18 protein-coding genes are annotated in these 21,515 nt (G+C 46.4%); 11 read left to right on the top strand and 7 right to left on the bottom strand.

Annotated elements, in window-relative coordinates; all coding sequences use genetic code 11:
* From BUB18_RS24065 to BUB18_RS24045, 6 genes are all read left to right on the top strand, one after another.
* Nucleotides 1-1,584 (top strand): autotransporter outer membrane beta-barrel domain-containing protein, encoded by a 1,584-nt coding sequence (locus BUB18_RS24065; protein ID WP_073085946.1) that lies wholly within the window; start codon nucleotides 1-3, stop codon nucleotides 1,582-1,584.
* A 99-nt stretch (nucleotides 1,585-1,683) separates the two neighbouring features.
* A complete protein-coding gene (locus tag BUB18_RS24060) occupies nucleotides 1,684-4,080 on the top strand; it encodes a DUF2339 domain-containing protein (protein ID WP_083550683.1) in 2,397 nt (798 codons plus the stop codon).
* On the top strand, nucleotides 4,073-5,329 hold the full coding sequence (locus BUB18_RS24055) for a hypothetical protein (RefSeq protein ID WP_073085944.1): 1,257 nt from the start codon (nucleotides 4,073-4,075) through the stop codon (nucleotides 5,327-5,329). Before BUB18_RS24060 ends, BUB18_RS24055 begins: the two co-directional genes overlap by 8 nt.
* Before the next feature lie 232 nt (nucleotides 5,330-5,561).
* The gene (locus BUB18_RS29890) at nucleotides 5,562-6,179 is read left to right on the top strand and encodes a DUF3108 domain-containing protein (protein WP_218588098.1); all 618 of its coding nucleotides are present in this window, start codon (nucleotides 5,562-5,564) and stop codon (nucleotides 6,177-6,179) included.
* A gap of 60 nt (nucleotides 6,180-6,239) precedes the next feature.
* The gene (locus BUB18_RS29885; protein WP_218588097.1) at nucleotides 6,240-6,851 is read left to right on the top strand and encodes a hypothetical protein; all 612 of its coding nucleotides are present in this window, start codon (nucleotides 6,240-6,242) and stop codon (nucleotides 6,849-6,851) included.
* A 253-nt stretch (nucleotides 6,852-7,104) separates the two neighbouring features.
* On the top strand, nucleotides 7,105-7,380 hold the full coding sequence (locus tag BUB18_RS24045; RefSeq protein ID WP_073085942.1) for an RNA recognition motif domain-containing protein: 276 nt from the start codon (nucleotides 7,105-7,107) through the stop codon (nucleotides 7,378-7,380).
* A 102-nt stretch (nucleotides 7,381-7,482) separates the two neighbouring features.
* Here BUB18_RS24045 and BUB18_RS24040 read toward each other — a convergent pair whose 3' ends face one another.
* Entirely contained in the window at nucleotides 7,483-8,235 is a 753-nt protein-coding gene (locus BUB18_RS24040) for an acyl-CoA desaturase (protein WP_073085940.1), read from the bottom strand.
* 249 nt (nucleotides 8,236-8,484) lie between these two features.
* Between BUB18_RS24040 and BUB18_RS24035 the strand changes: the two genes are divergently transcribed.
* Nucleotides 8,485-9,075: a dihydrofolate reductase family protein gene (locus BUB18_RS24035; RefSeq protein ID WP_073085937.1), complete on the top strand. Its 591-nt coding sequence runs from the start codon at nucleotides 8,485-8,487 to the stop codon at nucleotides 9,073-9,075.
* A 65-nt stretch (nucleotides 9,076-9,140) separates the two neighbouring features.
* Here the strand turns inward: BUB18_RS24035 and purE are convergent, their stop codons facing one another.
* Complete coding sequence (purE, locus tag BUB18_RS24030) at nucleotides 9,141-9,635, bottom strand: 5-(carboxyamino)imidazole ribonucleotide mutase (protein ID WP_073085935.1); 495 nt, start codon at nucleotides 9,633-9,635, stop codon at nucleotides 9,141-9,143.
* A 5-nt stretch (nucleotides 9,636-9,640) separates the two neighbouring features.
* Nucleotides 9,641-10,759, bottom strand: a complete 1,119-nt coding sequence (locus tag BUB18_RS24025) for a 5-(carboxyamino)imidazole ribonucleotide synthase (protein ID WP_073085933.1) — start codon at nucleotides 10,757-10,759, stop codon at nucleotides 9,641-9,643.
* 249 nt (nucleotides 10,760-11,008) lie between these two features.
* Here BUB18_RS24025 and BUB18_RS24020 point away from each other — a divergent pair, with 249 nt between their 5' ends.
* Together BUB18_RS24020 and BUB18_RS24015 are read left to right on the top strand one after the other, a co-directional pair.
* Entirely contained in the window at nucleotides 11,009-11,947 is a 939-nt protein-coding gene (locus BUB18_RS24020) for a retropepsin-like aspartic protease (protein WP_073085931.1), read from the top strand.
* A gap of 145 nt (nucleotides 11,948-12,092) precedes the next feature.
* A complete protein-coding gene (locus BUB18_RS24015; protein WP_073085929.1) occupies nucleotides 12,093-13,070 on the top strand; it encodes an MBL fold metallo-hydrolase in 978 nt (325 codons plus the stop codon).
* A gap of 10 nt (nucleotides 13,071-13,080) precedes the next feature.
* Here BUB18_RS24015 and BUB18_RS24010 read toward each other — a convergent pair whose 3' ends face one another.
* The 3 genes from BUB18_RS24010 to BUB18_RS24000 form a co-directional block, all read right to left on the bottom strand.
* Entirely contained in the window at nucleotides 13,081-14,661 is a 1,581-nt protein-coding gene (locus tag BUB18_RS24010; protein ID WP_083550681.1) for a glycosyltransferase family 39 protein, read from the bottom strand.
* 143 nt (nucleotides 14,662-14,804) lie between these two features.
* The gene (locus BUB18_RS24005; protein ID WP_073085925.1) at nucleotides 14,805-16,277 is read right to left on the bottom strand and encodes a hypothetical protein; all 1,473 of its coding nucleotides are present in this window, start codon (nucleotides 16,275-16,277) and stop codon (nucleotides 14,805-14,807) included.
* 91 nt (nucleotides 16,278-16,368) lie between these two features.
* The gene (locus tag BUB18_RS24000; RefSeq protein WP_073085923.1) at nucleotides 16,369-18,453 is read right to left on the bottom strand and encodes a hypothetical protein; all 2,085 of its coding nucleotides are present in this window, start codon (nucleotides 18,451-18,453) and stop codon (nucleotides 16,369-16,371) included.
* Nucleotides 18,454-19,179: 726 nt separating this feature from the next.
* Between BUB18_RS24000 and BUB18_RS23995 the strand changes: the two genes are divergently transcribed.
* Nucleotides 19,180-19,878 carry a hypothetical protein gene (locus BUB18_RS23995; protein ID WP_143160079.1) on the top strand — a complete coding sequence of 233 codons (699 nt, stop codon included), beginning with the start codon at nucleotides 19,180-19,182 and terminating at the stop codon, nucleotides 19,876-19,878.
* 81 nt (nucleotides 19,879-19,959) lie between these two features.
* On the top strand, nucleotides 19,960-20,433 hold the full coding sequence (locus tag BUB18_RS23990; protein ID WP_143160078.1) for a hypothetical protein: 474 nt from the start codon (nucleotides 19,960-19,962) through the stop codon (nucleotides 20,431-20,433).
* On the opposite strand, the gene BUB18_RS23985 is transcribed toward BUB18_RS23990, so the two are convergent.
* The gene (locus tag BUB18_RS23985; RefSeq protein WP_073085919.1) at nucleotides 20,420-21,214 is read right to left on the bottom strand and encodes a hypothetical protein; all 795 of its coding nucleotides are present in this window, start codon (nucleotides 21,212-21,214) and stop codon (nucleotides 20,420-20,422) included. The two genes, BUB18_RS23990 and BUB18_RS23985, sit on opposite strands and share 14 nt — an antisense overlap.
* Nucleotides 21,215-21,515 lie beyond the last annotated feature (301 nt).

The following is a 21,515-nucleotide window of genomic DNA, read 5'->3' as shown; positions in this document are numbered from 1 at the left end:
ATGCATAGAAACCTGACAGATGATCCCGTACTGCTTTCCTATGCCGCCAGCACAGTACCCTCGCCGTTGGAGGTGAGTACAGGCACGGCCACAGGCGGGCAGATAATAATTTCGGTGGAGGCTACCACGGAGGTGCTTTGCAAAATGATCGTTATTTCGGTGCCGGTGGGAGCGGATGCCGATGAAATTTTCATGACGACCCCCACACCGGTAGCTACGCTGAATACCAGCGACTGGTCCACCTCCCAGCAAACCATTAAGGGCAAAGACATTAGTATGCCGGATGATATTGATTATGCCGTGTTTACGCTTACCAATAACACCGCCGGCTATGCCGTGAATGCTTTTACCTGTACTATTTCAGGTAATGTAAACACGCTCTCCGGGCCGGCCACGGTGTTGCTGGAGGAGTATTCCAGCCCGGTTGAAAACCCGTCTTTCAGTACCAAACAAACTAATTTTACCATGACAAAATCTGATGCACCTGCATTTTATGTAAATAATTTTATGGCGGTATTCTCCGCCACACCTACTATTCCAGTGGCTACGGTGGAGAACAGTACTGCTTTTCAATTGAACTGGGCCAGTAACGGCACGTCGTATGCCATTTATGTGAATGGTGCTTCCACACCGGTGTACAGCGGTACGGCCACCACTTACACGGTTACCGCGGGCATAGCGGTAGATACTACTTTCATCCTCGTGGCCACACAGGCGGAACTGACGCTGTATGCCACGCTAACGGTAACGGTGAGCAATCCCCTGCTCACACCTGCGGCTGTAAATACGGCCGGTAATGAATCGGTGGGAGGTACCTTTACAGTAACAGGGGCGGCTACACTAAACGGTATTACGGCGTCTTCGCTAACCATCAGCGGTAGCTCCACCCTGGCCGATGTTACAGGCACTACAGCTACGTTGAATGATGCGACTATCAACGGCACGCTCACCACCACAGGAAGTGCAACGCTGGGGAACAGTAATATAAACGGAACATTAAACGTCACTGGCAATGCAACACTCACCGGCAACATTAGCATGGTTTCCGGCGGTGTATTGCTGGCTGCCGGTTCCGTGATTGACACGCAGTCGGTATATGCCAATACCGATGGTTTTGCGGTAGCCTTTGCTGCGGCGCCATCAGACAGTACTAAAAGCTGTTGGACCAGGGGATGCCTGTATACCATAGGTACCTGGTTTAGCTGTATGGGAGGCACCATGGGATCATTTGGGAACAACTGGAGTTCTGTTATGAATTACAACTATGGTTGCGTAACCCTTCCGATTCCCAAGGGCAGTACCTGGCAGTTTTATGGTGGGAATGCGTCCGGGACACAGGTTCAGGGGCCGATTTACATCTTCTGGTTCCCCCTGGGTAACAATAATGCGGAAGATACTTACCGTTTGCTCTCAGCAGAAGAATATGCGCCGGTACCGCCACCACCGCTGCCTGATTTTACTACGTATATGAATGAACGTACAGATAAAGCCACGCAATTTATACGGCAGCTGGAATCGGCCTTTGGTAAGGACCTCGATGAAGCGACCCGCTCTCAGCTGGTCAACTCCTGGCTGGGCGCATGATACCACGGTGGTCCGGCAGGGAGTCATCCACTGCCGGACTATTTCCGTATTCGCACAGATCAGTATATTTAAGTGTGGCATAGGGCCATACTTATACTTATGATCGAGACTTTCATTTTTTTGCTATTGGTTGTTATCCTGATAATGCTGACCACATTCAAAGGAGAAACCTCTAAAACCCTTCAGCGGCTTAGCTCGCGGCTGGATGAACTGGAAGGATTGCTGCAACAGTCAGCACGGAACCCGCCACCGCCACCTGTACCTGTCGCTATAGTAGAACCGGTACCTATACCTGTTGTACCGGTAGTGCCAGCGCCACCAAAATCTGTACAAGATAAGTTGGTGCCACCAGTGGAAGCAATAATTCCAACTATTCCGGAAGAGCTGATTTTACCACAGGAGGCGGCAATGATTGCACCACCGGAAATTGTTGAAGCAGCGCCCCCAGCCCCTGGCTTCTGGGAGCGGAACCCTGACCTGGAGAAATTTATCGGGGAAAACCTCTTCAATAAAATCGGGATTGCCATATTGGTACTCGGCATTGGCTTCTTCCTGAAATATGCTATCGATAAGGACTGGATCAATGAAATAGGCCGCACCTTTATTGGCTTCATCACCGCAGGGCTGTTGCTGGGGTTATCTTACCGCCTGCGCAAAACCTTCGCGGCCTTCAGTTCCGTGTTGGTAGGCGGCGGGGTAGCCGTATTGTATTTCACGATTGCCATCGCCTTTCATCAGTATCACCTGTTTAACCAGGGAGTAGCCTTTGGGCTCACGGTGCTGGTTACCGCGTTTACCGTGTTGCTGGCAGTGGCTTACGACCGGCAGGAGCTGGCGGTAATAGCCGTGCTGGGTGGCTTTGGCGCACCTTTCTTTGTGAGCACCGGCCATGGCAACATCATCGCTTTGTTTACCTATATTCTGATTTTAAATATAGGCATGATCGTTACTGCCTATTACAAAAAATGGAACCTGGTTAATATCATCAGTTATGTAGCTACCGTGATCCTGTTTGGTGGCTGGCTTACCTGGCAGATCAATGGCGGAAACCCAGGGCAGCCGTCGAGGTACGGTGCCGGACTGGCATTTGCCACCTGTTTCTATGTGGTGTTTTTTGTGATGAACATCATCAACAACGTCCGCAATCAACAGCAATTTACCTGGCTGAATATCTCCATCTTACTCAGTAACACCTTCCTGTATTATACTGCCGGAATGTTGTTGCTAAACCATATGTACCTGGATAAATGGTCTGGCCTCTTCACCGCGCTGGTAGCGGTGTTTAACTGCATATTTGCGTATACTCTTTACCGTAACAAACAGGTGGATAAGGTGCTGATATACCTCCTGATTGGCCTCGTACTTACTTTTGCGAGCCTGGCTGCACCGGTGCAGCTGAACGGGAATTATATCACCCTCTTCTGGGCAGCTGAAGCCGTGTTGCTGATATGGCTGTGGCAAAAATCAGGAATTGTGCTGATGAAGTATGCTGCGTTAGCGGTGCATGGACTGATGCTGATTAGTTTGCTGATGGACTGGATTGACCTGTACCGGCCTGCCACCGCCGGCATGATGACATTCCTCAACCACGCGTTTATCACCGGCCTGGTGGTAACGGTAGCGCATATACTGCTGGTAAGGCTCTCCCGAAAAGAAGATGCATCGCAGCCTTATGTGGCGATGCTGCCGGTAGTAGCGTATCGTACGTTCGTAACTGTGCTCACCTGCCTGGTGGCTTATGTAGCGCTGCTGCTCGAAATAGTTTATCAGAGCAATATCCATTGCAGTATGCTGAAACCGGTGATCCTCGGTGCTTACAATTCACTCGCGGTTACTTTGCTGCTGCTGTTTGTGCGCAACAAAAAAGTGATATTTCAACAGGTGGTACTGGTACTGGCCGCGGTAAACATTTTCCAGTATCCCATGTATTACAATCCAGCGGCCATTGATGTACGCTCGGAAGTGATAGCAGGCCATTTACCCGCATTCAGCTTCTTCATACATTATATCCTGCTGTTATCATTTGGGTGGATGTTATTACAGCTCTGGAAAACCATCCGGAAAATGGATAATGAATTACTGCATAATGTAATGTACTGGGGTTTTGCAGTAGTAATGCTGTACCTGGTCAGCGCTGAGCTGGATCACTTGGTGTTGTACAGCAGCCATGCAGACGTTACCAGAGAGGATGCCCTGCTTTATCGCACGCAACGTGTGGGATATGCTATCCTATGGGGTATTTATGCCTTTATGCTGATCTACCTCGGACTCAAATGGAAGTCGCGTATGGTGCGGATTATCTCCATTTCCGTATTCGGGCTCACGCTGCTCAAGCTGTTCCTGTTTGATTTCAGCGGCCTTGAAGAAGGTGGTAAAATCGCAGCATTTATTTCTCTCGGAATAATACTGCTTATTATCTCGTTTATGTATCAGCGTTTGAAAAAATTATTACTGGCAGATGAAAATGCTGCTGCTAACGAAGTAACAAATGAGTAAATACCTGCGCATTATAATAGGTCTCCTGCTAGCCGGTTCCGTTAATGGACAGCAGCAGCCGTTACCTTTCACCTGGGAGGCGCCACTGCCTAAAGTGGCTGCCACCGGTTTTTACAACATTGCGTTGTCTCCTTCGGTGGTAGCGCAACTTAACTACCCTCACCTGTCCAATTTCAGGGTGATGAAAGGGGAGGAGGTATCGCCATTTCTCGTCAAAAAACAGGATCGTACCTATGATGAGTCCAGTTTTGTACCGCTGGAAATTGCGGGTAGGACGACTGCGGGCAAACACACTGTCATTACCATTCACAATACTGCCGGCGTGCAGTTGGATCAGTTATACCTGTTGTATAACAATACGAGGGTAATAAAGCACATGCGCATTGATGGCAGTGATGATAAGGTAAAGTGGTATGCAGTGAACAGTGAGTTTACGTTTGACCCTAACGGTGGTGTACAAACGAACGATCCTACTATAGCCGCGATGGGAATATCGCTCCCGGTATCCGGCTATCCCTGGCTGGCAGTTGTTATCGACGATTCTCTGACATCTCCCGTAATGATAAAAAGTGTTGGCTATTATAAAAACATAACCAGGCCTGCAGCTTTTACTGAATTGCCGGACCCGCTGCTGAAGCAGGATACAGACCATAAAACGCATACCACCCAGGTTACCTTGCAGGCAAAGGAATCCTACCTGGTTGGTAAGCTCACGTTTGATATAAAGTCGCCCGCCTTTTACCACCGGCAGGTGTATTTACAGCAAAAAATAGTGGGGGAGAGACGAAATGCCGCGCCAGCCATGCGTACGCTGGCTTCTTTCTACCTGTCGTCCGATCAGCCTGCAGCAGTGGTACTGGATGAACCGGTGCAGGCGAAGGAGTTGTACCTGCAAATTGAAAACGAGGATAATCCTCCGCTGGAAATTATCGCCGTACATGCCTGGCAGCCGAGCATATGGCTCACGGTATATCTGGAAAAAGACCAGCCATATTTCATCAAAGGCGCTGCCGGTATGGAAGCTGGCCGCTACGACCTGGATTATTTCAGTAAGGATATTCCCGCGCATTTAGCAGTATTGCAACCTGGTACGGTAAAGTTGTTGGATACGCCGGCACAGGAAAAAACGAAGTCGGTGTTTAACAGCGACTGGTGGATTTGGGCGGGCATCATTGTGATTGTGCTGCTGCTGGCTTTTGTAGCCAGGTCCGTGCTAAAGGATATGAATAGAGAGGAAACGGTGCAATAGTAGCGGGGGATACCAGGAAAAATAAGCGGGTTTATTATTTCCCGACCATTTTTAAAGTAGGGTAAAAGTGGTTACTTTTGCGCTACTTTTTTGGACTGTATTACATCCATATAAAAATATATTGAAAAATCAACCATCTCTCAAAGTCCTTCGCAGCTATAACAGCTATACGACGTGTTTTGGGATAGTGGTAAATGTTATTATTTGTTAAGAAATTACGGAATTCATGCGGATGCCATTCAGACCTGTATTGCTGCTATTACTGCCCTTAGCCAGCTTTGCCCAAAAAACCGTTGTGCCCGGCAGCCCGGACATCAACACTTCCCGTTTACAAACCGGAAAGTCTAAGTTTACTATCTATTATTTTAAGGATAATAAATGGGATGTAAAGGGTACCTATACCAACGACCTGACTATTGCCGGAAATGAACTGAAGTTTGCAGTAGAGTATATTGATGACAAGAATAAGTGGTATAGAAGCAGATTATCTATCGCGGACGCAAAAACGTTTAGCCCTGTCAGTTATACTACCAAGGGACTGAAAAATTCCCTGGAACTGAAATTTGGAAATCCTATTACCGGTAAATATCAATATGTAAATGGAGATAAGGATAAACCAGTTAGCATTAAAACTTCCGAAAAGTTTGTGGATTTTAATGTTGCGGAGATCATGCTCACCACATTGCCGCTGACAACCGGTTACAAGGCCACCATGCCGCAGTTTTACCTGGGAAATAGTCCGGATAGCGTTGTCTCTAATTACACCATCAAAGACGTAAAAAGCTTTATTTATCAATCACCTAAAACCGGCAAGCACGAAAGCTGGTTGCTGAGTTTGTTGGAAGAATAGTCCGGCGCTGTATATACCTACATCATCGACAAAAAAGACCACCGCATCTGGCAAAGAGAAATGCCGGTAGGGGGTGGCACCGTTGAAATTTGTGTGAATGAGGAACTGGATTACCGGCCTATTGAAAGTAATTTCGACAAGGAACTCAATCTGCGGATGACAGAAAAAGGTAATAGTGTGATTACAGGTACCGCCTTCGCCAGGGATCATGGCAACAACAAGCTGCAGGTAGTAAACATCCAGCGGGCCCAGTACGCGCCCAAAGGAACAGTAGTGTCAATACTTCCTAACTCCGCCTATATCGAAGAATGGAAGGCAGTAAACAAAAAAATCCGCAAAGGGAAAAAACTGCCGGAAGTGCCGATCGACCCTAACGTAGCCGCCTGTATTAAAACTACCAAGGTATATGACGACAAGGGGCATTTTGAATTCACCAACCTGATGCCGGGGGAATATATACTCATGACTTCCTTCGGGTATACCCATCGTTATTCTTACCAATATTATGCTGGAACCAATTACCTGATGCATCCGAGTGGTGCGGTATTGTCGTCCAACAACGTTTACAACACCGCGAATGGAGCCAGCGGCGCCACTGCAGAGATTGAGACGAAAGTGACGATTAAGAAGGATGGAGATAAAGTGGATGTTAATTTGAAAGATGTACGATAAATAAACGATTTTGACAGAAGCGCCTTCGACCACGTCGAAGGCTTTTTTTATACCGCATATTTCCGGATCAGTGTAGCCAGCTCAGGGGCGTCACAGAAATATATTCTCATTACTCATTTTAATAACCTACCTTTAATCATATTACCCATTGGCTCCTGCCTCTGCTTCTTCTGATTTAGTCTTGATAACCTCTTTTCTTACTCAGTCTTCGCTCTTCCAGCTGCCCTTATTATTTACATTAAAACTATTTTTTATGAATCTTTTTGTTGGTAATTTAAGTGACCAGACAACCGAACAACAATTGTCTGAACTGTTTGCTCCATTTGGTGCGGTACAAAGTGCTAAAGTAATTTATGACACTTACTCCGGCCGTTCCAAAGGTTTTGCTTTCATTGACATGCCGGACGCTGCAGAAGCAGAGCGCGCTATGAGAAACCTGAATGAAACGTTTTTGGACAGAAAGGCGATAGTGGTTAACGAAGCAAGGCCCAGAGCAGACCGCGAGCGTTTCCCAAGACCAAGGTATTAATAACACCCGTTTTTATACAAAAGAAAACACCTTTCGCTACATTTATGCTAAGCATTCAATGCAGCGAAAGGTGTTTTTTTATTCAGGCAGATGTTAGTGTTCCTAAGCTACTGCCAGCTGTGTTTTGGGTAAATTTACCAGCTTAATGATTCTCAAAAATGCCAGCAGTTTTATAATATAATAGGAAGGGTCAATTTCAAACCAGCGCTTTCCAAAATTGATGGAAGAAGGATGCTTATGATGGTTGTTATGATAAGATTCTCCTAACATCAATACATCTACGAACAGAAGATTCATCGCCGTATTTCTCAACCTGAAATTGATGTAGCCGTATTTATGGGCAAACCAGTTTACAATAGCGCCATGAAATGCTCCCATGGACACTACGATCGGCAATAGTAAATACTGCCATGCGCTGGTGGCGAATACCGCGAAAAACAATACATAGGCAGCTACCCACATTAGTCTCGAAAAAGTACTGTTTGCAAATTTGTCGAACCCGGCCCATGACGGAACGTTCTTCGTGTATTTGCTGTCTACCTCCGTTTTATTTTGCAGAATTCCCTGGTAGGCTGTTCTGGTACTCCACATCATCTTGAAGATATTGGAGGAATTGGAAGGTGAATGAGGATCCAGTTCGGTGTCTGTGTGCGCGTGATGTAATCGGTGCATAATAGCATAGGCCCTGGGGCTCATATAGGAGGAGCCCTGTGTGATATAGGTGAGAATGAAAAAGAATTTTTCCCATCCCTTGCTCATCGTAAAGGCGCCGTGCGCAGCATATCTGTGCTGAAAAAACGTCTGGAAAAATAACGACAGGTACCAGATGGCAACGAAGAAAATAAAAATGACCATATTTGAAATTTTGTAGATGCGGGAATAAATCTCAAATATGCCGGAAGAATAGATGAAAAAAATAAATCGCTATCTGTGTTTGTGTGGGTTTGATTATATGAAAGGTAGACTATTTATTGTTAACAAAGTGGTAAATGGAAAAATACTGCATGAATCGGGTGTTAGTCGCAATTGCCCCTCGGATTGTCACTTTGCCCCACCTTGCATCCGGAAGGGCCACCGTACATTTGAGAAAAGAAATTTTCAGTTATGAGAAAGTTGATCATGAAAATGTCGCTCTCCATCGATGGCTTTGTAAGCGGTCCGAATGGGGAGGCTGACTGGATCTTCAGGTCCTCCGATGAAACTTCCCGTGCCTGGGCGCTGCAGCAATACCAGGATGCCGGGATGATTATTATGGGCAGAAAATCGTTTGAGTCGATGGTAAAATACTGGCCAACAGCCACCGGCCCTTTTGCCGGTCCTATGAACGAGATTCCCAAAGGTCTTTTTACCCACGGTGGTTTTACAGGAATGGACCCGGCATTGCTGAAGGCGGCGGAGGAGTCGCGCGCAGCGGCGTCCTGGGCGGCGGCTACTGTTTTCAGCGGCGATCTTACACAAGAAATCACGACACTCAAATCTCAGCCTGGTAAAACGATTATGGCAGCAGGTGGAGCGGGATTTATGCGTAGCCTGATTGCGAAGGGTCTTATAGACGAATATCACCTCGTAACACATCCGGTGATACTGGGCAAGGGGCTGCCAATATTCACGGAAATACCGCAGCCGGTGGACCTCAAGCTGGCAGAAGTGAAATCGTTCCCTGGCGGCATTGTGGCGCATATTTACCGCCCGTAGCGAATGGCATAAAAAAAACCTGCGCCGGTGAAGGGCGCAGGCTAGTATGATGCAGTAAGGAAACTTTAGAACTGATCTAATGTTTCATTTTGCTTGTTTACTTTTTCGAAATTCTCCTGTTTGAATGCTGCCATTTTCTTCCTGAGTTCAGGGTTGCTGGTTCCCAGGATTTGTACGGCGAGTAAACCGGCGTTTTGTGCACCGTTTACACCTACGGTAGCCACTGGAACGCCACCAGGCATCTGCACGATGGACAACAGGGAATCCCAGCCATCCAGGGAGTTGGAAGATTTAATAGGTACACCAATTACCGGCAGCGTGGTAATGGCTGCCACCATGCCCGGCAGGTGTGCGGCACCGCCGGCTCCTGCGATGATGATTTTCAGGCCGCGCTCTTCTGCAGCAGTCGCGTATTCAAACATTTTCTGTGGAGTGCGGTGTGCAGATACAACGGTAAATTCGTAAGGTATATCGAATTTTTTCAGGACTTCAATTGCCTGACGCATAATAGGTGCATCAGAACTGCTGCCCATAATAATGCCTACTTCTACCTGTGCCATATATATTAATTTAAAACTTTGCGAATAGTGTCTGCTTTGGCGGTGATACTTTCCATGGTGTCGCCGGCAATGGTGATATGACCAATTTTTCTGCCCGGGCGGTGGTCGATTTTACCGTACCAGTGCAGGTGTGCGCCTTCAATAGCAAGGAGGCTGGTGAGTACTTCCTTTTTGTGAGTATTCAGGTAAGTGCTATCCAGTATGTTCATCATTAGGGAAGGGAAACGCAGGTCGGTGGCGCCCAGCGGCAGGCCGATAATAGCGCGGAGCAGCTGCTCATATTGGGAAGTGATGCTGGCTTCAATCGTATGGTGACCGCTGTTATGTGGTCGTGGCGCCAGTTCATTTACCACTACTTTGTTGTCTTTGGTAACAAACATCTCAACAGCAATGATACCTACCAGTTGAAATGCATCGGCGATTTTTTCCGCAAGTTTAGTGGCTTCCTGCAGGATGGATGTGTCCAGCTGCGCAGGGGCAATCTGTGAATCAAGGATGAATTTATCTTCGGAAAATGCCATCATTACTGCGTCGTAGCATTTTACTTCGCCTTGCTCATTTCTGGCGACGATAACAGCAATTTCGTGTTTGATATCCACTAATTCTTCCAGTACGCAAGGTGCGTCAAATGCGGCGTTGATGTCTTCCTTAGTTTTTAATACCATCACACCATAGCCATCATAGCCATCACGGCGTTTCTTGAGGCAGCCCGGCAGTTTGCTTTCCAGGGAGTAGAGTTCGGTTTTGCCCTGGATGGCAATGCCTGGCACTACTGGTATGTTATGCGACTGTAGAAATTGTTTCTGGGTATATTTGTCCTGGATGGTTTCAATGGTATCCGGTGATGGAAACACTTTTACCCCTTGTTTGGCCAGTTCACGCAATGCAGCGATGTTTACAGCTTCCCTTTCAATGGTAATAATGTCCAGTCCTTTTCCGAATTCCAGCACCGCCTCGTAGGAGGTAGGATCGGCGCAGATAAAAGAGGAAGTATAGCGGGCACATGGCGCCTGTGGGTCTTTGTCAATCACTTTTACGTTTACACCGAGGTCGATCGCATGCCTGATGAGCATAGCCCCCAGCTGACCGCCGCCTAATATTCCTATTTTCAAACTTTCAAGCATAATCTTTAATTGGCTTGCAAAGGTATAAAACTAATTGCAAATGAGCGTAATGCATGGGGTTATGGATAGAGAGATGATATGGTTGATATAAGTAATGTATAAAACGGTTTATTATTTGGTTTTTTAAAACATTGATTTTTAATTAATTATATAAATGTGATGAATATGTTACCAACTCTTTGGCGGTGTTTTGATCATCGGCTATACTTGTGTTTATTTACCATTAACCCGTCATAAACCCAGATACATATGCCCTTTATCACGCCCAATAATATGAGTATGCTCTTTAGCTTATTACTTTTTATATCCATGCAGGCGCAGTCCATCGAAAAAATGCCAATACAAAAACAGCAAACGGATACCATTCCCTTTACCCTGAAAGGGTCCAGGATTTATATCCAGGGAATCTTAAATGGAGAAATGCCGGTAAGCATGCAATTCGATCTGGGAGCTGGTGGCGCTGCTGTCAACAAAGCATCATCGGAAAGATTACACCTGAATTTTGATGAAAAGGCGATGCTTAGCAATACGCAAGGTATAAATGAGGTAAGGAAAAGTACTGATAACCAACTGACATTTGGTAACCTGACCTTCCACCACCTGCCGTTGGTAGAAACCGGTAATATGAAGCCGGGCGAAGATTTAATTATTGGCAACCACCTCTTTCGTAATAAGATTGTTGAAATTGACTACGATAAGCAAGTGCTGCTTATCCGCGATACTTTGCCGAACCACGCAGCCTCCTATCAAAAGCAACCAGTGGTCTTTGAACAGGACCGGCCTAAATTTGAGGTCACTATAAAGCAGAATGGTAAAACATATACCTCGTGGTTTCTTTTTGATACTGGTCGCGATGGAACAATGCTGCTGGGGGAGGACTTCACCGGTCAGGGAGATAACTGGAATAACCTGAAAGAGCTGACTATCCTGAATGGCCGTAAAATAATTCAGCTGGATGCTACCATTGCAGGGGTCGTGTTTAAAGATATCGTCACCAATGCCGCCGATCCTACCAAACAGGCACCTCGTAAAACCACCACTTTGTTTGGCAACGTACTTCTGAATCATTTTAATGTGATCCTGGATAACCGGGCAAATTTCATCTATTTAAAACCTAACAGTCGCATTAATGAACCGTATTCGCACATCAGGGATTTTGAAAAGGAAATGCAGCAATTAAAGAAATAAGGGATTTACATCTCCCTAATATGTAAAAGGCTTTACCGGCTTATTTATTTCCAATTATTAACTGCAATCCGCATGAAAAGATTAATTTGAAACCCCGACAGGGTAAAGCCCGACCCTGCAACAATCCTTGAAATTTACCCAACATATGAATAGAAGATCCTTAATCCGAAATGTCCTGCTCGCCGGCGTTGGCGTTTCCCTGCCCCTTAAAGGCCTGTGGGCGGGTACAAAATCACCGCTAACACGTCCTTATCATCGGTTTCAGCTGGGCGACCTGGAACTAACCACCATCACCGACGGCTATGTACATATGAGCCCGGTGCATCCCGGTTTTGCGCCGGAGGTTCCTGCTGCGCAGGTGAATGACCTGCTGAAAAAGAACTTCAGGCCTACTGACTATATGGACCTTGGCCTGAACATACTGGTAGTAAAAAAGAAAGATCAGGTGATACTGATTGATACCGGCGTAGGAAGTACCTACGGCAAAAATTCCGGATGGCTGATGAGTTCATTGGCGGATGCAGGAATAGCGGCCACTGACATCTCCACTATCATCATATCACATGGCCACCCGGATCATGTGGGAGGCTTGTTAAATGCGGACGGAGTAATCAATTTTCCTAATGCTACCGTCTATGTATCCAGGCTGGAGCATGAATTCTGGATGGCCGCTGAACAGGATTTCAGTAAGTCTACTTTTGAAAATAAAGACCTGCTGAAAACTTACACAAAAGCCACCCAGCAGATATTTACTACCATAAAGCCAAAGCTGCAGCTGTTTGATGACGGGCAGGTGCTGCACGATTGCATCAGGCTTGAAATCGCACCGGGGCATACACCTGGCCATACCATCACCCACATCTATTCCGGTAATCAATCTATCGTGCATGTTGCGGACCTCATACATTCCGATGTGCTGCTATTTCCTCATCCTGAATGGGGTTTTAACGGAGATACTGATTTTCACCAGGCCATAGCCACCCGTAAAAAAGTATTGGCCAAACTAACGGCATCGGCTACACCGATATTTGCCTATCATTTACCATGGCCAGGCATAGGGCATGCACGAAAAAAAGACCAGGCATTTGAATGGGTGGCGGAAACATATGCTTATCCGCAGTAAAGTGGGGCCGCTAATGCATGGTGCCTCCCTCGTCCAGCGGACTGGGCTTTAATAGCTGAGTGGCCCCTGCGGCAGTGGTTTTTAGCCTGCTCTGGTTGATCTTATCGCGGAAGGCTTGCCGAAATGCTTCGCTGGGGCCCTTCATTAATATCACCAATGAGCCATGCTCCCGTGCGTATGGATTCGTTATACTGTCCGCCAACTGTGTACTATTGAACTCTTTCATAAATCCATATTGCATTTCCTGCTTATCATGTGTAACCAGCAGAATGATGTCGAACTGCTCGAAATTAGGCGGCATCCAGTACAGAAAGCTGGCATTATCGCTGTAAGCGGGCGGCAGGTGATATTTAGCGCCATAATAGTTGACTGCTCCGGCCTGCCCGTAGTTGTCGCAGAACAGTAATGTGCCGGCCTTTTCTGAGCTATCCAGTGTATTGTAGGCTTTGGCTACCTTTTGGGTGATTTCCTCCCAGGCCAGCATGTCTGCGAAGTCCTGTGGCAGCGCATGATCCTGTTGATCTTCCCACTGAAGCACGCCCACCTTACTGGCCAGTTTATGGTGCTGGTAGTATGCGGCCAATTGCGCCGGCGGTTTGGTGGGAAGCAACAGTGGCAACTCCGTGTAGCCAATAAAGAGTATAAATGCTACCATTCCCAGCTTCCACCATTTGCCTGCCCAGGCTTCCAGCTGTGTGGCACCCAGTGCAAACAGCACCGGATAGGCGCCTTGCGAGTAATAGCTCTTACCGTGGCCCATCATCAGAAGGGCAATGGTTATCAAAAATGCCCAGGCCATAAACCGGTAAGATTGGGTGCGGGCAGCCCATATTAACCCTGTGATCCAGATGAAAAACCCCGCCAGGTTGAAGAGCAGCTGGTCCGTGAGAAAGCTCCATGGACTGAGGTATTGTAGCTGGCCATCCTGCAGCGCTTTCATGTGGTACACAATCGGGTAGCCGTTAGCAGCCTGCCACCAGAGGTTCGGCAGGCAAATCAGTAAACCCAGCCCGGCTGCCAGGTAGAAATGACGGTTGGATAACAGCTGCTTGTCCCAGGTAAGTATTAAGCCGCCCAGCAGGCCGGCAGCATAAAACACAATGGTGTATTTGCTCAGCATGCCCAGGCCCAGACTAAGTCCAGCCATATAGAGAAATATTGGTTTCCCTGTTTGTTTAAATCTGATCAACCCGTATGCCATGGCGGTCCACCAAAAAATATCCAGGAAATTCGGCTGGAATAAAAAATGCATTCTTAGCCAGGCGCCTGCTATAAATGGCAGCCAGGCCAACACCAGGGCAAACCAGCGACCACCAAAATGTAACACCAGGTGGCCGGCAAGGGCGTAGGTGAGTGCACCGGCCAGTGAGGGCCAGATTTTAATGGCCCACATGGCGCCGCCCATCAGGTTGGTGAGCCAGGCGAAAACGGAGAGCAGGGGTGGCGCTTCCATATAGCCCCAGGCCATATGTCTTGCTTCCGCAAGGTAGAGTAATTCGTCCCGGTGCGGCTCCCATTGGGAGTCCTGCAGGAAAAAGGGCAATAATACTTTTGCCACGGCAAGTATGTAAAGGAGATGAACTGGTTTCATGGCAAAAAGGTAAAGAGATTACAGGGGCAGGAAGGGGAACATTTGACCAACTACATAAAAGTTATGACGTGTTGCAATAATGCCGCAAATAAAAAGCCTTACAACAAAATGCTGTAAGGCTTTTTAGTGTTGCTGTGGTTTGATCAGCGTTTTTTCTTCGCCTTTGCTGTTGGGTATTGGGCTGCTGAAATAGCGAAACTAAAGTCTCCAAAAACATTATTATTTACAGAGTCACCCGGGAAAGGTGCAATAGTGCTGTATTTATGACAGCTATAGCAGGTGAGGGTATTCTGCACATAGCTCTCCATGGTGGTATTAGCTACGATATGCGCGCCACTGAGCATGGCGGAGGTATTGAGCGGAAAAGGTGCCTGGATGGGCTTCGTTTTATCTGGTTGCAGGGTTTGTGACCAGATCACATCTACGAGCTGGTAATACTGAAACACCGACTGCGGATAAAATCTTTTGATATTGTTTTGCATACTGTCATTGATAGGTGCCGCATCCGACTGGTCAATCGCATTTGATCGGGTTATCTGTATAGGCACCGGTGCGGCCTGCGACAGATAATATGGCGGGGAGGTATTAGGTGCGCAGCCAACCGTTGCCGTGCCGCCGCCATTGAGACTTACCTGGCGGGAAGTACAATTGGAGCTGTTGAAATTATAACCATAGGGTGGGGCTGGCTGCCCGTTCTCCGGTACATTATCTATCTGTTCAAAGGTGGCCCAAACCCAGGTGGGCTGGTTCTGCGTTTTGTGCAGGATGTGCAGGCCAACGAGGGCTACATTGGTTTCCCTTAGTTTGCCCGTGGCAGAATCGTACACAGTGGCCCTGGATAGTTTATAACGTTCCCATTTTGGTGAGCTGAGGTCGTCCACTTCCATCCAGGCGGCTTTTATTTCGATGGCGCCTACTGGGCCGTTATACTGACCCTGCGGGAAGTTAAGCGGGACGCCGTTCTGTACGGAATCGTGCTGTGTGACGGCGTTATAGTAGCCATTTTTTATAACGAAATCATAGTAGTCTTTATTCAGCTTAATCTCATACCACAAATTGGTACCGTTTTGGGCGCCCAGCCAGTTAGGTTTGTCGGAAGGTGCTGCCTGGTCCGGACTCAATCGGAAGTTAGAGTCCACTGCAAATTTGGTAGTGAAGGTTAAGAGCTTCGTATTATTTGTATTCATCAGCAGGTTTTGGGTCTTAAACCTGGCAGCGTATTGAGGTGATACCAGCGTGCCCCATGGGGAAGGCTTTACACCGTTTGGCTGAAACAGTACTTCTAACGGCATGTATTTTTCCCAGCCTACGGGCGAAAAATCCCTGGGTGCCCCGAAGGATTTGGTGCTGTCGATGGGCCAGTTGAGTGTAATGAATTCCTGCCAGGCGAAGCAATCCGCTTGCGACTGATTATTGAACGCCGGCAGGTCGCCAGGAACTTTATTGTTGAAATTGATGACAACGTTGTAAAGCGGGGTGCTGGCGTAGCAGTTGCAGCTGTTAGTGGTAAGCGGTCGTTGTTTACTTACGTTGTCTGGTTTAAATGCTGTTATGATGAACTGACTGGTGAATAGAATGGTGCAGGTAATGATTATAAAAGCTAAGGATCTTTTCATGTTTGCAGGGTTTAAATGGATAAATAGAGGCACATATTTTTTATATGTGCCTCCTCTCATTTATCGAACTGTCAAGTTGGTGATTACACTGTCAGCTTACCTCAATGGTTACACTAACTGCACCGATATTATCTGTTAATCCGGCACCGTATTGTTTATTGAGGTCGTCATTAATGCACAGCTGCAATTCACCGCTGAGATTAGCAGGAACAATGGTTCCCAGGCCAATCAGGAATACGGTGTTGCCTATACGGCCGAGTAATGCACCGATGTTTTGTCCTGCGAGCGGGTAGCCCGGAGGAGCGGGGAAGAAGGTTGGATTACCTGCCGCATTGTACAACTGTCCGCCGTTATCGGCCGGGTTGGCAGTCCATAGGCCGGAGGTGTAGTTGACGGTAGTTTTGGTATTTGCATTTACGATTACTCCGGTATTCTGCCAGGCAATGGTAGCCTGACAGGTAACTGGTGTTACAGTCAGTAGTGCCGGCATTGCTACGGAGCGGCTCTGGCCTGCGTTGGTGACATACACACCATGTTCACCGGCGGCTGTTTTGTTGCCAACGGCTACGGTGATGTATAGTGCCTGGTAGGTGCTGGGTTGACTATTACCCGGTACAGCGTAGCTGATGTTGTTTTTTACTGCGGTAACCTGTGCAGTGATATTGGGATCATCGAACGTTACGGCAGGGTAGGTGGCTGGCTGATTGGGTTGTGCGGTACAGGTATCTACCACTACTACCATTTTAGCAGCGGTAGTGCCGATATTGATTACGGCAGGTATGTAGGTACTGTTGCTCAGCAAAGGAATCGGATGGTTTACCGGGTTAGCTACCTTGATGCTGTATAAGGTATCAAAATAGTCCTGATAGAATAGTTGAACCGGTTGTGCAAATGTTTTGTCCGGCGGGGTATTATCGACCGGTTCGTAACCTTGTGGGGTGGTGCCGGTATATGCGCTGGCTACAATCTGCATTTTAAAAGTATAGGCTACCTGAGAGCCCCAGCTGATTGGCTTTCCGGAGATTTTGATGTCCCCGACGGTATAAGGAAAGTCAGCTGGTACTTCAAATACCGCATGCAGGATGAAGTTACCTGGCAGTGGATTGCCGGATTGATCTTTCAGTGATTTGCTGCCACGCTTAATGGTCCAGAAGGTAGAGGCATCTGTGCCATCCGGCGTTACGTAGTTGGAGAAATCAGGCATTTGAATGTAGAGTCCCGGAGGGTCAGCGAGGGTGACCACATTACCTGCCGTTACAAAATTATTCACTGTACCGCCGATGTTAGGGTCGCTGTTGCGATACCTTTGACCGAACTGGCCAATACAAATCAGGTTGTTGTATTGTGCAGATGGCCACATAGTGTTGGTGGTAGCGGGTGGAGGAGGAGGGTTGAAGCGTTGTACGGTAGAGGTAGTTGCCAGGCCGATCTCTGTTTGTATGGTATTGGGCGTACTGGTGAGGTGGATGGCGCCGCCTTCGGTGGCGCTGGATACTGGTCCGCTATTCCATTTATTCAGCGGGTTATAAACCGGCAGGTTGGTAATCGGGTCTACTACACCAGGTACTGATAAATCCTTCAGGGTGATCTGGGGTTTGTCGAGAATAGACTGATACAGTGCCAGCACCTGATTAGGATCTATGGACCATAAGGTATTCCAGTATTCAGGATTTTCGCAGGTAAAGTCAATGCGTGTAATTTTTCCTGCATCGTTCCGGGTTACTGCCCATTCGCAATATTCATCCTGCCATCCTCTTGGGCCGTACGGGAAATATGGCACGTTTTGTCCGGTGCCGCATGGATCATTGGATATTTGTCCGGGCATAACGCCGGTATCCGCCATTTGATACAGCTGATCGGGTGAGGCGCTGGGGAAGTTGAATTCGAGTCGTCCCGGAAAAGCCAGCCATTGAATATTTGCTGCGCTGCTGGTGGGATTGTTGTCGATAGGGTTGTAATAATTTGTGGGTGCTGGTGTGTTGATGGTATTCCATGGATTATTCAACATGCCTTGTTGCGTAAATCCATTGAGGTGATTGCTCCACAGGGCATTCATCATAGTTTGTTTTGCGGGCTGGTTTGCAAAATCCTGGATGTCTGCCGGCGTACGGAAATGGAATCCTGATGCGGTGGCGGCGGCCTTTTTGTCTGGGGCGATTTTTTCTACGCTTTGCATTTTCGATTTGTTTTAAATGGTTATTTAAATAGCAGAGAGAAAATGTGTATCAAATGAGGGGCGTCCGGATAGTTTGAGGGAATTTGTTTGAGGGGTGCCCGTATGTAGATGCAAAGGTAGGGTTTCAGATAATTAAATAAACCGTGAAAACACCTTTTTTGGGGAGGTGGAAATTTAGTATATTAAAAAGCATTTCTTACAGTCAGAGAATGTAAGAAATGCTTTTAATAGCTACCATCTCATGCGGATATATAAACTTCCATCCAACATAATAGTAGTTTCTGATACAAATTTTTTCTTCATCCATTGTTTCCTGTTTTTGGAAACAAGTTTCCAATTTGGTGGATGTTGGAACCTGAACTTATCCTTTTTGGGTCCCTTGTAGACCATGGAAATATACGGATTGTCCGGACAGTGCTGCCAATAAGTAGGGTGCCAGGGGCATATAGTACATTTGGCATAGAGTTCTCGCCTGGCGAGGTTATAAGTCCGGCGGTGTGTAGTTTCCTTAAGGCATTTGTAAAATTTCACTTGTGAACACGTTTGGTGTTACAAGGCGTCGAGTAGTTTTTTCATAAGGTGATATATATTATTGCCTTCTAATATACTCAATTATTTCGTTTCAATAAGTCATATTGAATGTTTGAGCCCAGTGCCTGGAGGGTTCATTCGGTTTGCATAGCGACTATTTCTGTATATTGCCGCTGATTGGCCAATTTATGATATATGCTGAATTCATCTTTTAATGCTAAAAGTATTACACACGTCACCAACTTTCACGACCTGGTTGCTACACCATTCGCCGGAGCGATCAATGCGATGTGCTGGAGCCGTACATTAAAAGGGAATTTTGCTGAGATCATAGAAAAGGTAACACTCGACGGGAACATCACCGCCCTGGAACCGGCAGATCTTGAAGCATTGCAGCTAAGTGAGCAGGGGAACCTTGCCCGTGAAGTCCTCCTAAACGATTGGAATGCGTTAACGGAATATGGTGCCCAGCCGGCACTTAATGTTATCAAATATTATGAGCGGGATGATTCCTTTCCGCTGTTTCCAACAGATGTATATTCTTTCCACGTAGATAGGTCGCCGGTAGCAACGGATACCTTCCTGTGTACTTACTATGGTGAGTCCAGTGATATATTACCCAACGAGCAGGGAGTGCAGAAGATACTTATTCCGGAAATGCGTGCTGCATTAAAAGAGCTTTATGATGGTCCCGAAGAAGGTTTTGAAGCATTCCTGAATGATAATTTTTTTGACCTGCATTACCAACCCAAACCTGGTGCTCAAATCATCAACCTGGGTGTCGGGAATCTTTGGAGACTGGCAGTAGACCATCCGGAAAGTAAGGTGCTGCCTTGTTTGCACCGTGCACCTAAGGAAAAACCAGGGGAGAGCAGGTTATTAATGATTTGTTGAATAAAAACGTAGTAACGCTTAAAAATGAAATCCGATAAAAGTATTCATAACATTTCCATAGCTGCTATAAAGAGAAGCACTATGAAGCCCTATGACTTTAAATGGACCCGGTTTTATACGGATAATGCTGAGTTTATTCAATGGTATTCGGGAATTGAAATTGAGCTTTCGGAAAATGAGCTGGTCATTTGCTCCACAATTATTGATGCTGATAATTTCAGTGTATTGACTACCCGTAAACTGGTAACTAAAGAGAATGGGACGCTCATGGCTGGCAACAGAATCGGAGCGAAAGACAAATCACACGGTGATTTTAAAGATTATTATGCAAAGAAGCCATTAACTTTTGGTTCGATCCTGTTGGATAATGGACGCGACTTGAAATATTTTATTGAGGTGCATAAGGCGTCCATGGTGATGATCCATGGTGTAAGGACATGGATTCGCACTGAAAGTATGACCAATGATCAGGTGGAAAAAGTAGCCCGGATTTGGACAAGGCAAAACGAAAATATGGCTGACTTCAAAGCACCTGGCGCCATTACTTCTGATTGATCTTGTCCCACGCCTTTCTGCTTAACACAAATACTGAATTTTTCTTACAATCCCATATGGATATTTGTTTAGGAGCAAGCACATAATGTTGTGTCCACTTAGCCGATTGCGCATAGAGCATGAGTGTACATACATCTGTTGCTGTGATAGATTCTCCGGTTTCCGCTGTATGTGAGTGCATGCTTACCCCTTCCTGGACTTCCTTATCCGTTTCAATCATCATAATGTTTTTATGAAGTCGTTGGATGTCTTTGATATTATTTCTTTTATCAAAGGTTACAAGGTAATCATTCCCAAATATTACCACATTATTGGTTTTGGGGCCGGTTAAAACATATACTCTCTTTCCATAATTATCAATAACAGGAATAATGTTAAAGCCAGTATTCTTATAGTATTGGAAGATGGTATCTGTGTTAAGCGCTTCCTTTGTCTTCTTTCTAAGTAAAGTATAGGCTGATTCTTCATCTGTCAATGCTCGCTGGGTGCTGTCTATTCTTGCGTTTTGTATGGAGAATGTACTGTCGAAAGTGATGATGCCAAGCGTTACAGGGATAGTATCGTTGGAGAAGAAAATACAATTGATATCGTTGCCTTTTTCATAGGAAAAATAGCCACCAACTCTATAAGCACGGTGCCGGAGGTATTCGCCAAAAACATCTGTTCCATACCAGGAAGCCATTTCGCTTCGGTATAATTTTTTGCCTTCTTCAACAGGGTGCTGCCCATGTATTAAGAGTACGGAAATAACCAAACTAAGGGTTAGGATAAATGATTTCATAAATAGAGATTTGTAAAATTAAAGCCTTACAGCTTTTTGCTATAAGGCTTTTCTTAATTTCTTGTAATTACCACCACTTTTCAATCCAAAGACTTCCATCAAGCATGATAGTGGTTTTTGACTTGAATTTTTTCTTCATCCATTGTTTCTGGTTTTTTGAAACAATTTTCCAACTGGGTGGGTATTTGAATTTCATATCATCTGGATGAATATTCGCGTCACCGTGATACCATGTGGTTCTCAAAGGGTTGTCAGTGCAATGAAGCCAGATGGTAGGATGCCAGTGGCATCTTGTGCAAAT

Source organism: Chitinophaga jiangningensis (assembly GCF_900142605.1).
In the GTDB taxonomy this organism is placed as follows: domain Bacteria; phylum Bacteroidota; class Bacteroidia; order Chitinophagales; family Chitinophagaceae; genus Chitinophaga; species Chitinophaga jiangningensis.
Note: the sequence above shows the minus strand (reverse complement) of the source record. Positions and strands in the feature narration are given on the sequence as shown.

What these genes read in the sequence shown, in the direction of transcription:
- BUB18_RS23985 (WP_073085919.1), bottom strand. Translation starts at nt 21,214, where the DNA reads ATGAAATCATTTATCCTAACCCTTAGTTTGGTTATTTCCGTACTCTTA.
- BUB18_RS24055 (WP_073085944.1), top strand. Translation starts at nt 4,073, where the DNA reads ATGAGTAAATACCTGCGCATTATAATAGGTCTCCTGCTAGCCGGTTCC.
- BUB18_RS29885 (WP_218588097.1), top strand. Translation starts at nt 6,240, where the DNA reads ATGCCGGTAGGGGGTGGCACCGTTGAAATTTGTGTGAATGAGGAACTG.
- BUB18_RS24010 (WP_083550681.1), bottom strand. Translation starts at nt 14,661, where the DNA reads ATGAAACCAGTTCATCTCCTTTACATACTTGCCGTGGCAAAAGTATTA.
- BUB18_RS24060 (WP_083550683.1), top strand. Translation starts at nt 1,684, where the DNA reads ATGATCGAGACTTTCATTTTTTTGCTATTGGTTGTTATCCTGATAATG.
- purE (WP_073085935.1), bottom strand. Translation starts at nt 9,635, where the DNA reads ATGGCACAGGTAGAAGTAGGCATTATTATGGGCAGCAGTTCTGATGCA.
- BUB18_RS24005 (WP_073085925.1), bottom strand. Translation starts at nt 16,277, where the DNA reads ATGAAAAGATCCTTAGCTTTTATAATCATTACCTGCACCATTCTATTC.
- BUB18_RS23990 (WP_143160078.1), top strand. Translation starts at nt 19,960, where the DNA reads ATGAAGCCCTATGACTTTAAATGGACCCGGTTTTATACGGATAATGCT.
- BUB18_RS24040 (WP_073085940.1), bottom strand. Translation starts at nt 8,235, where the DNA reads ATGGTCATTTTTATTTTCTTCGTTGCCATCTGGTACCTGTCGTTATTT.
- BUB18_RS24035 (WP_073085937.1), top strand. Translation starts at nt 8,485, where the DNA reads ATGAGAAAGTTGATCATGAAAATGTCGCTCTCCATCGATGGCTTTGTA.
- BUB18_RS24065 (WP_073085946.1), top strand. Translation starts at nt 1, where the DNA reads ATGCATAGAAACCTGACAGATGATCCCGTACTGCTTTCCTATGCCGCC.
- BUB18_RS24015 (WP_073085929.1), top strand. Translation starts at nt 12,093, where the DNA reads ATGAATAGAAGATCCTTAATCCGAAATGTCCTGCTCGCCGGCGTTGGC.
- BUB18_RS24000 (WP_073085923.1), bottom strand. Translation starts at nt 18,453, where the DNA reads ATGCAAAGCGTAGAAAAAATCGCCCCAGACAAAAAGGCCGCCGCCACC.
- BUB18_RS24025 (WP_073085933.1), bottom strand. Translation starts at nt 10,759, where the DNA reads ATGCTTGAAAGTTTGAAAATAGGAATATTAGGCGGCGGTCAGCTGGGG.
- BUB18_RS24045 (WP_073085942.1), top strand. Translation starts at nt 7,105, where the DNA reads ATGAATCTTTTTGTTGGTAATTTAAGTGACCAGACAACCGAACAACAA.
- BUB18_RS23995 (WP_143160079.1), top strand. Translation starts at nt 19,180, where the DNA reads ATGCTGAATTCATCTTTTAATGCTAAAAGTATTACACACGTCACCAAC.
- BUB18_RS24020 (WP_073085931.1), top strand. Translation starts at nt 11,009, where the DNA reads ATGCCCTTTATCACGCCCAATAATATGAGTATGCTCTTTAGCTTATTA.
- BUB18_RS29890 (WP_218588098.1), top strand. Translation starts at nt 5,562, where the DNA reads ATGCCATTCAGACCTGTATTGCTGCTATTACTGCCCTTAGCCAGCTTT.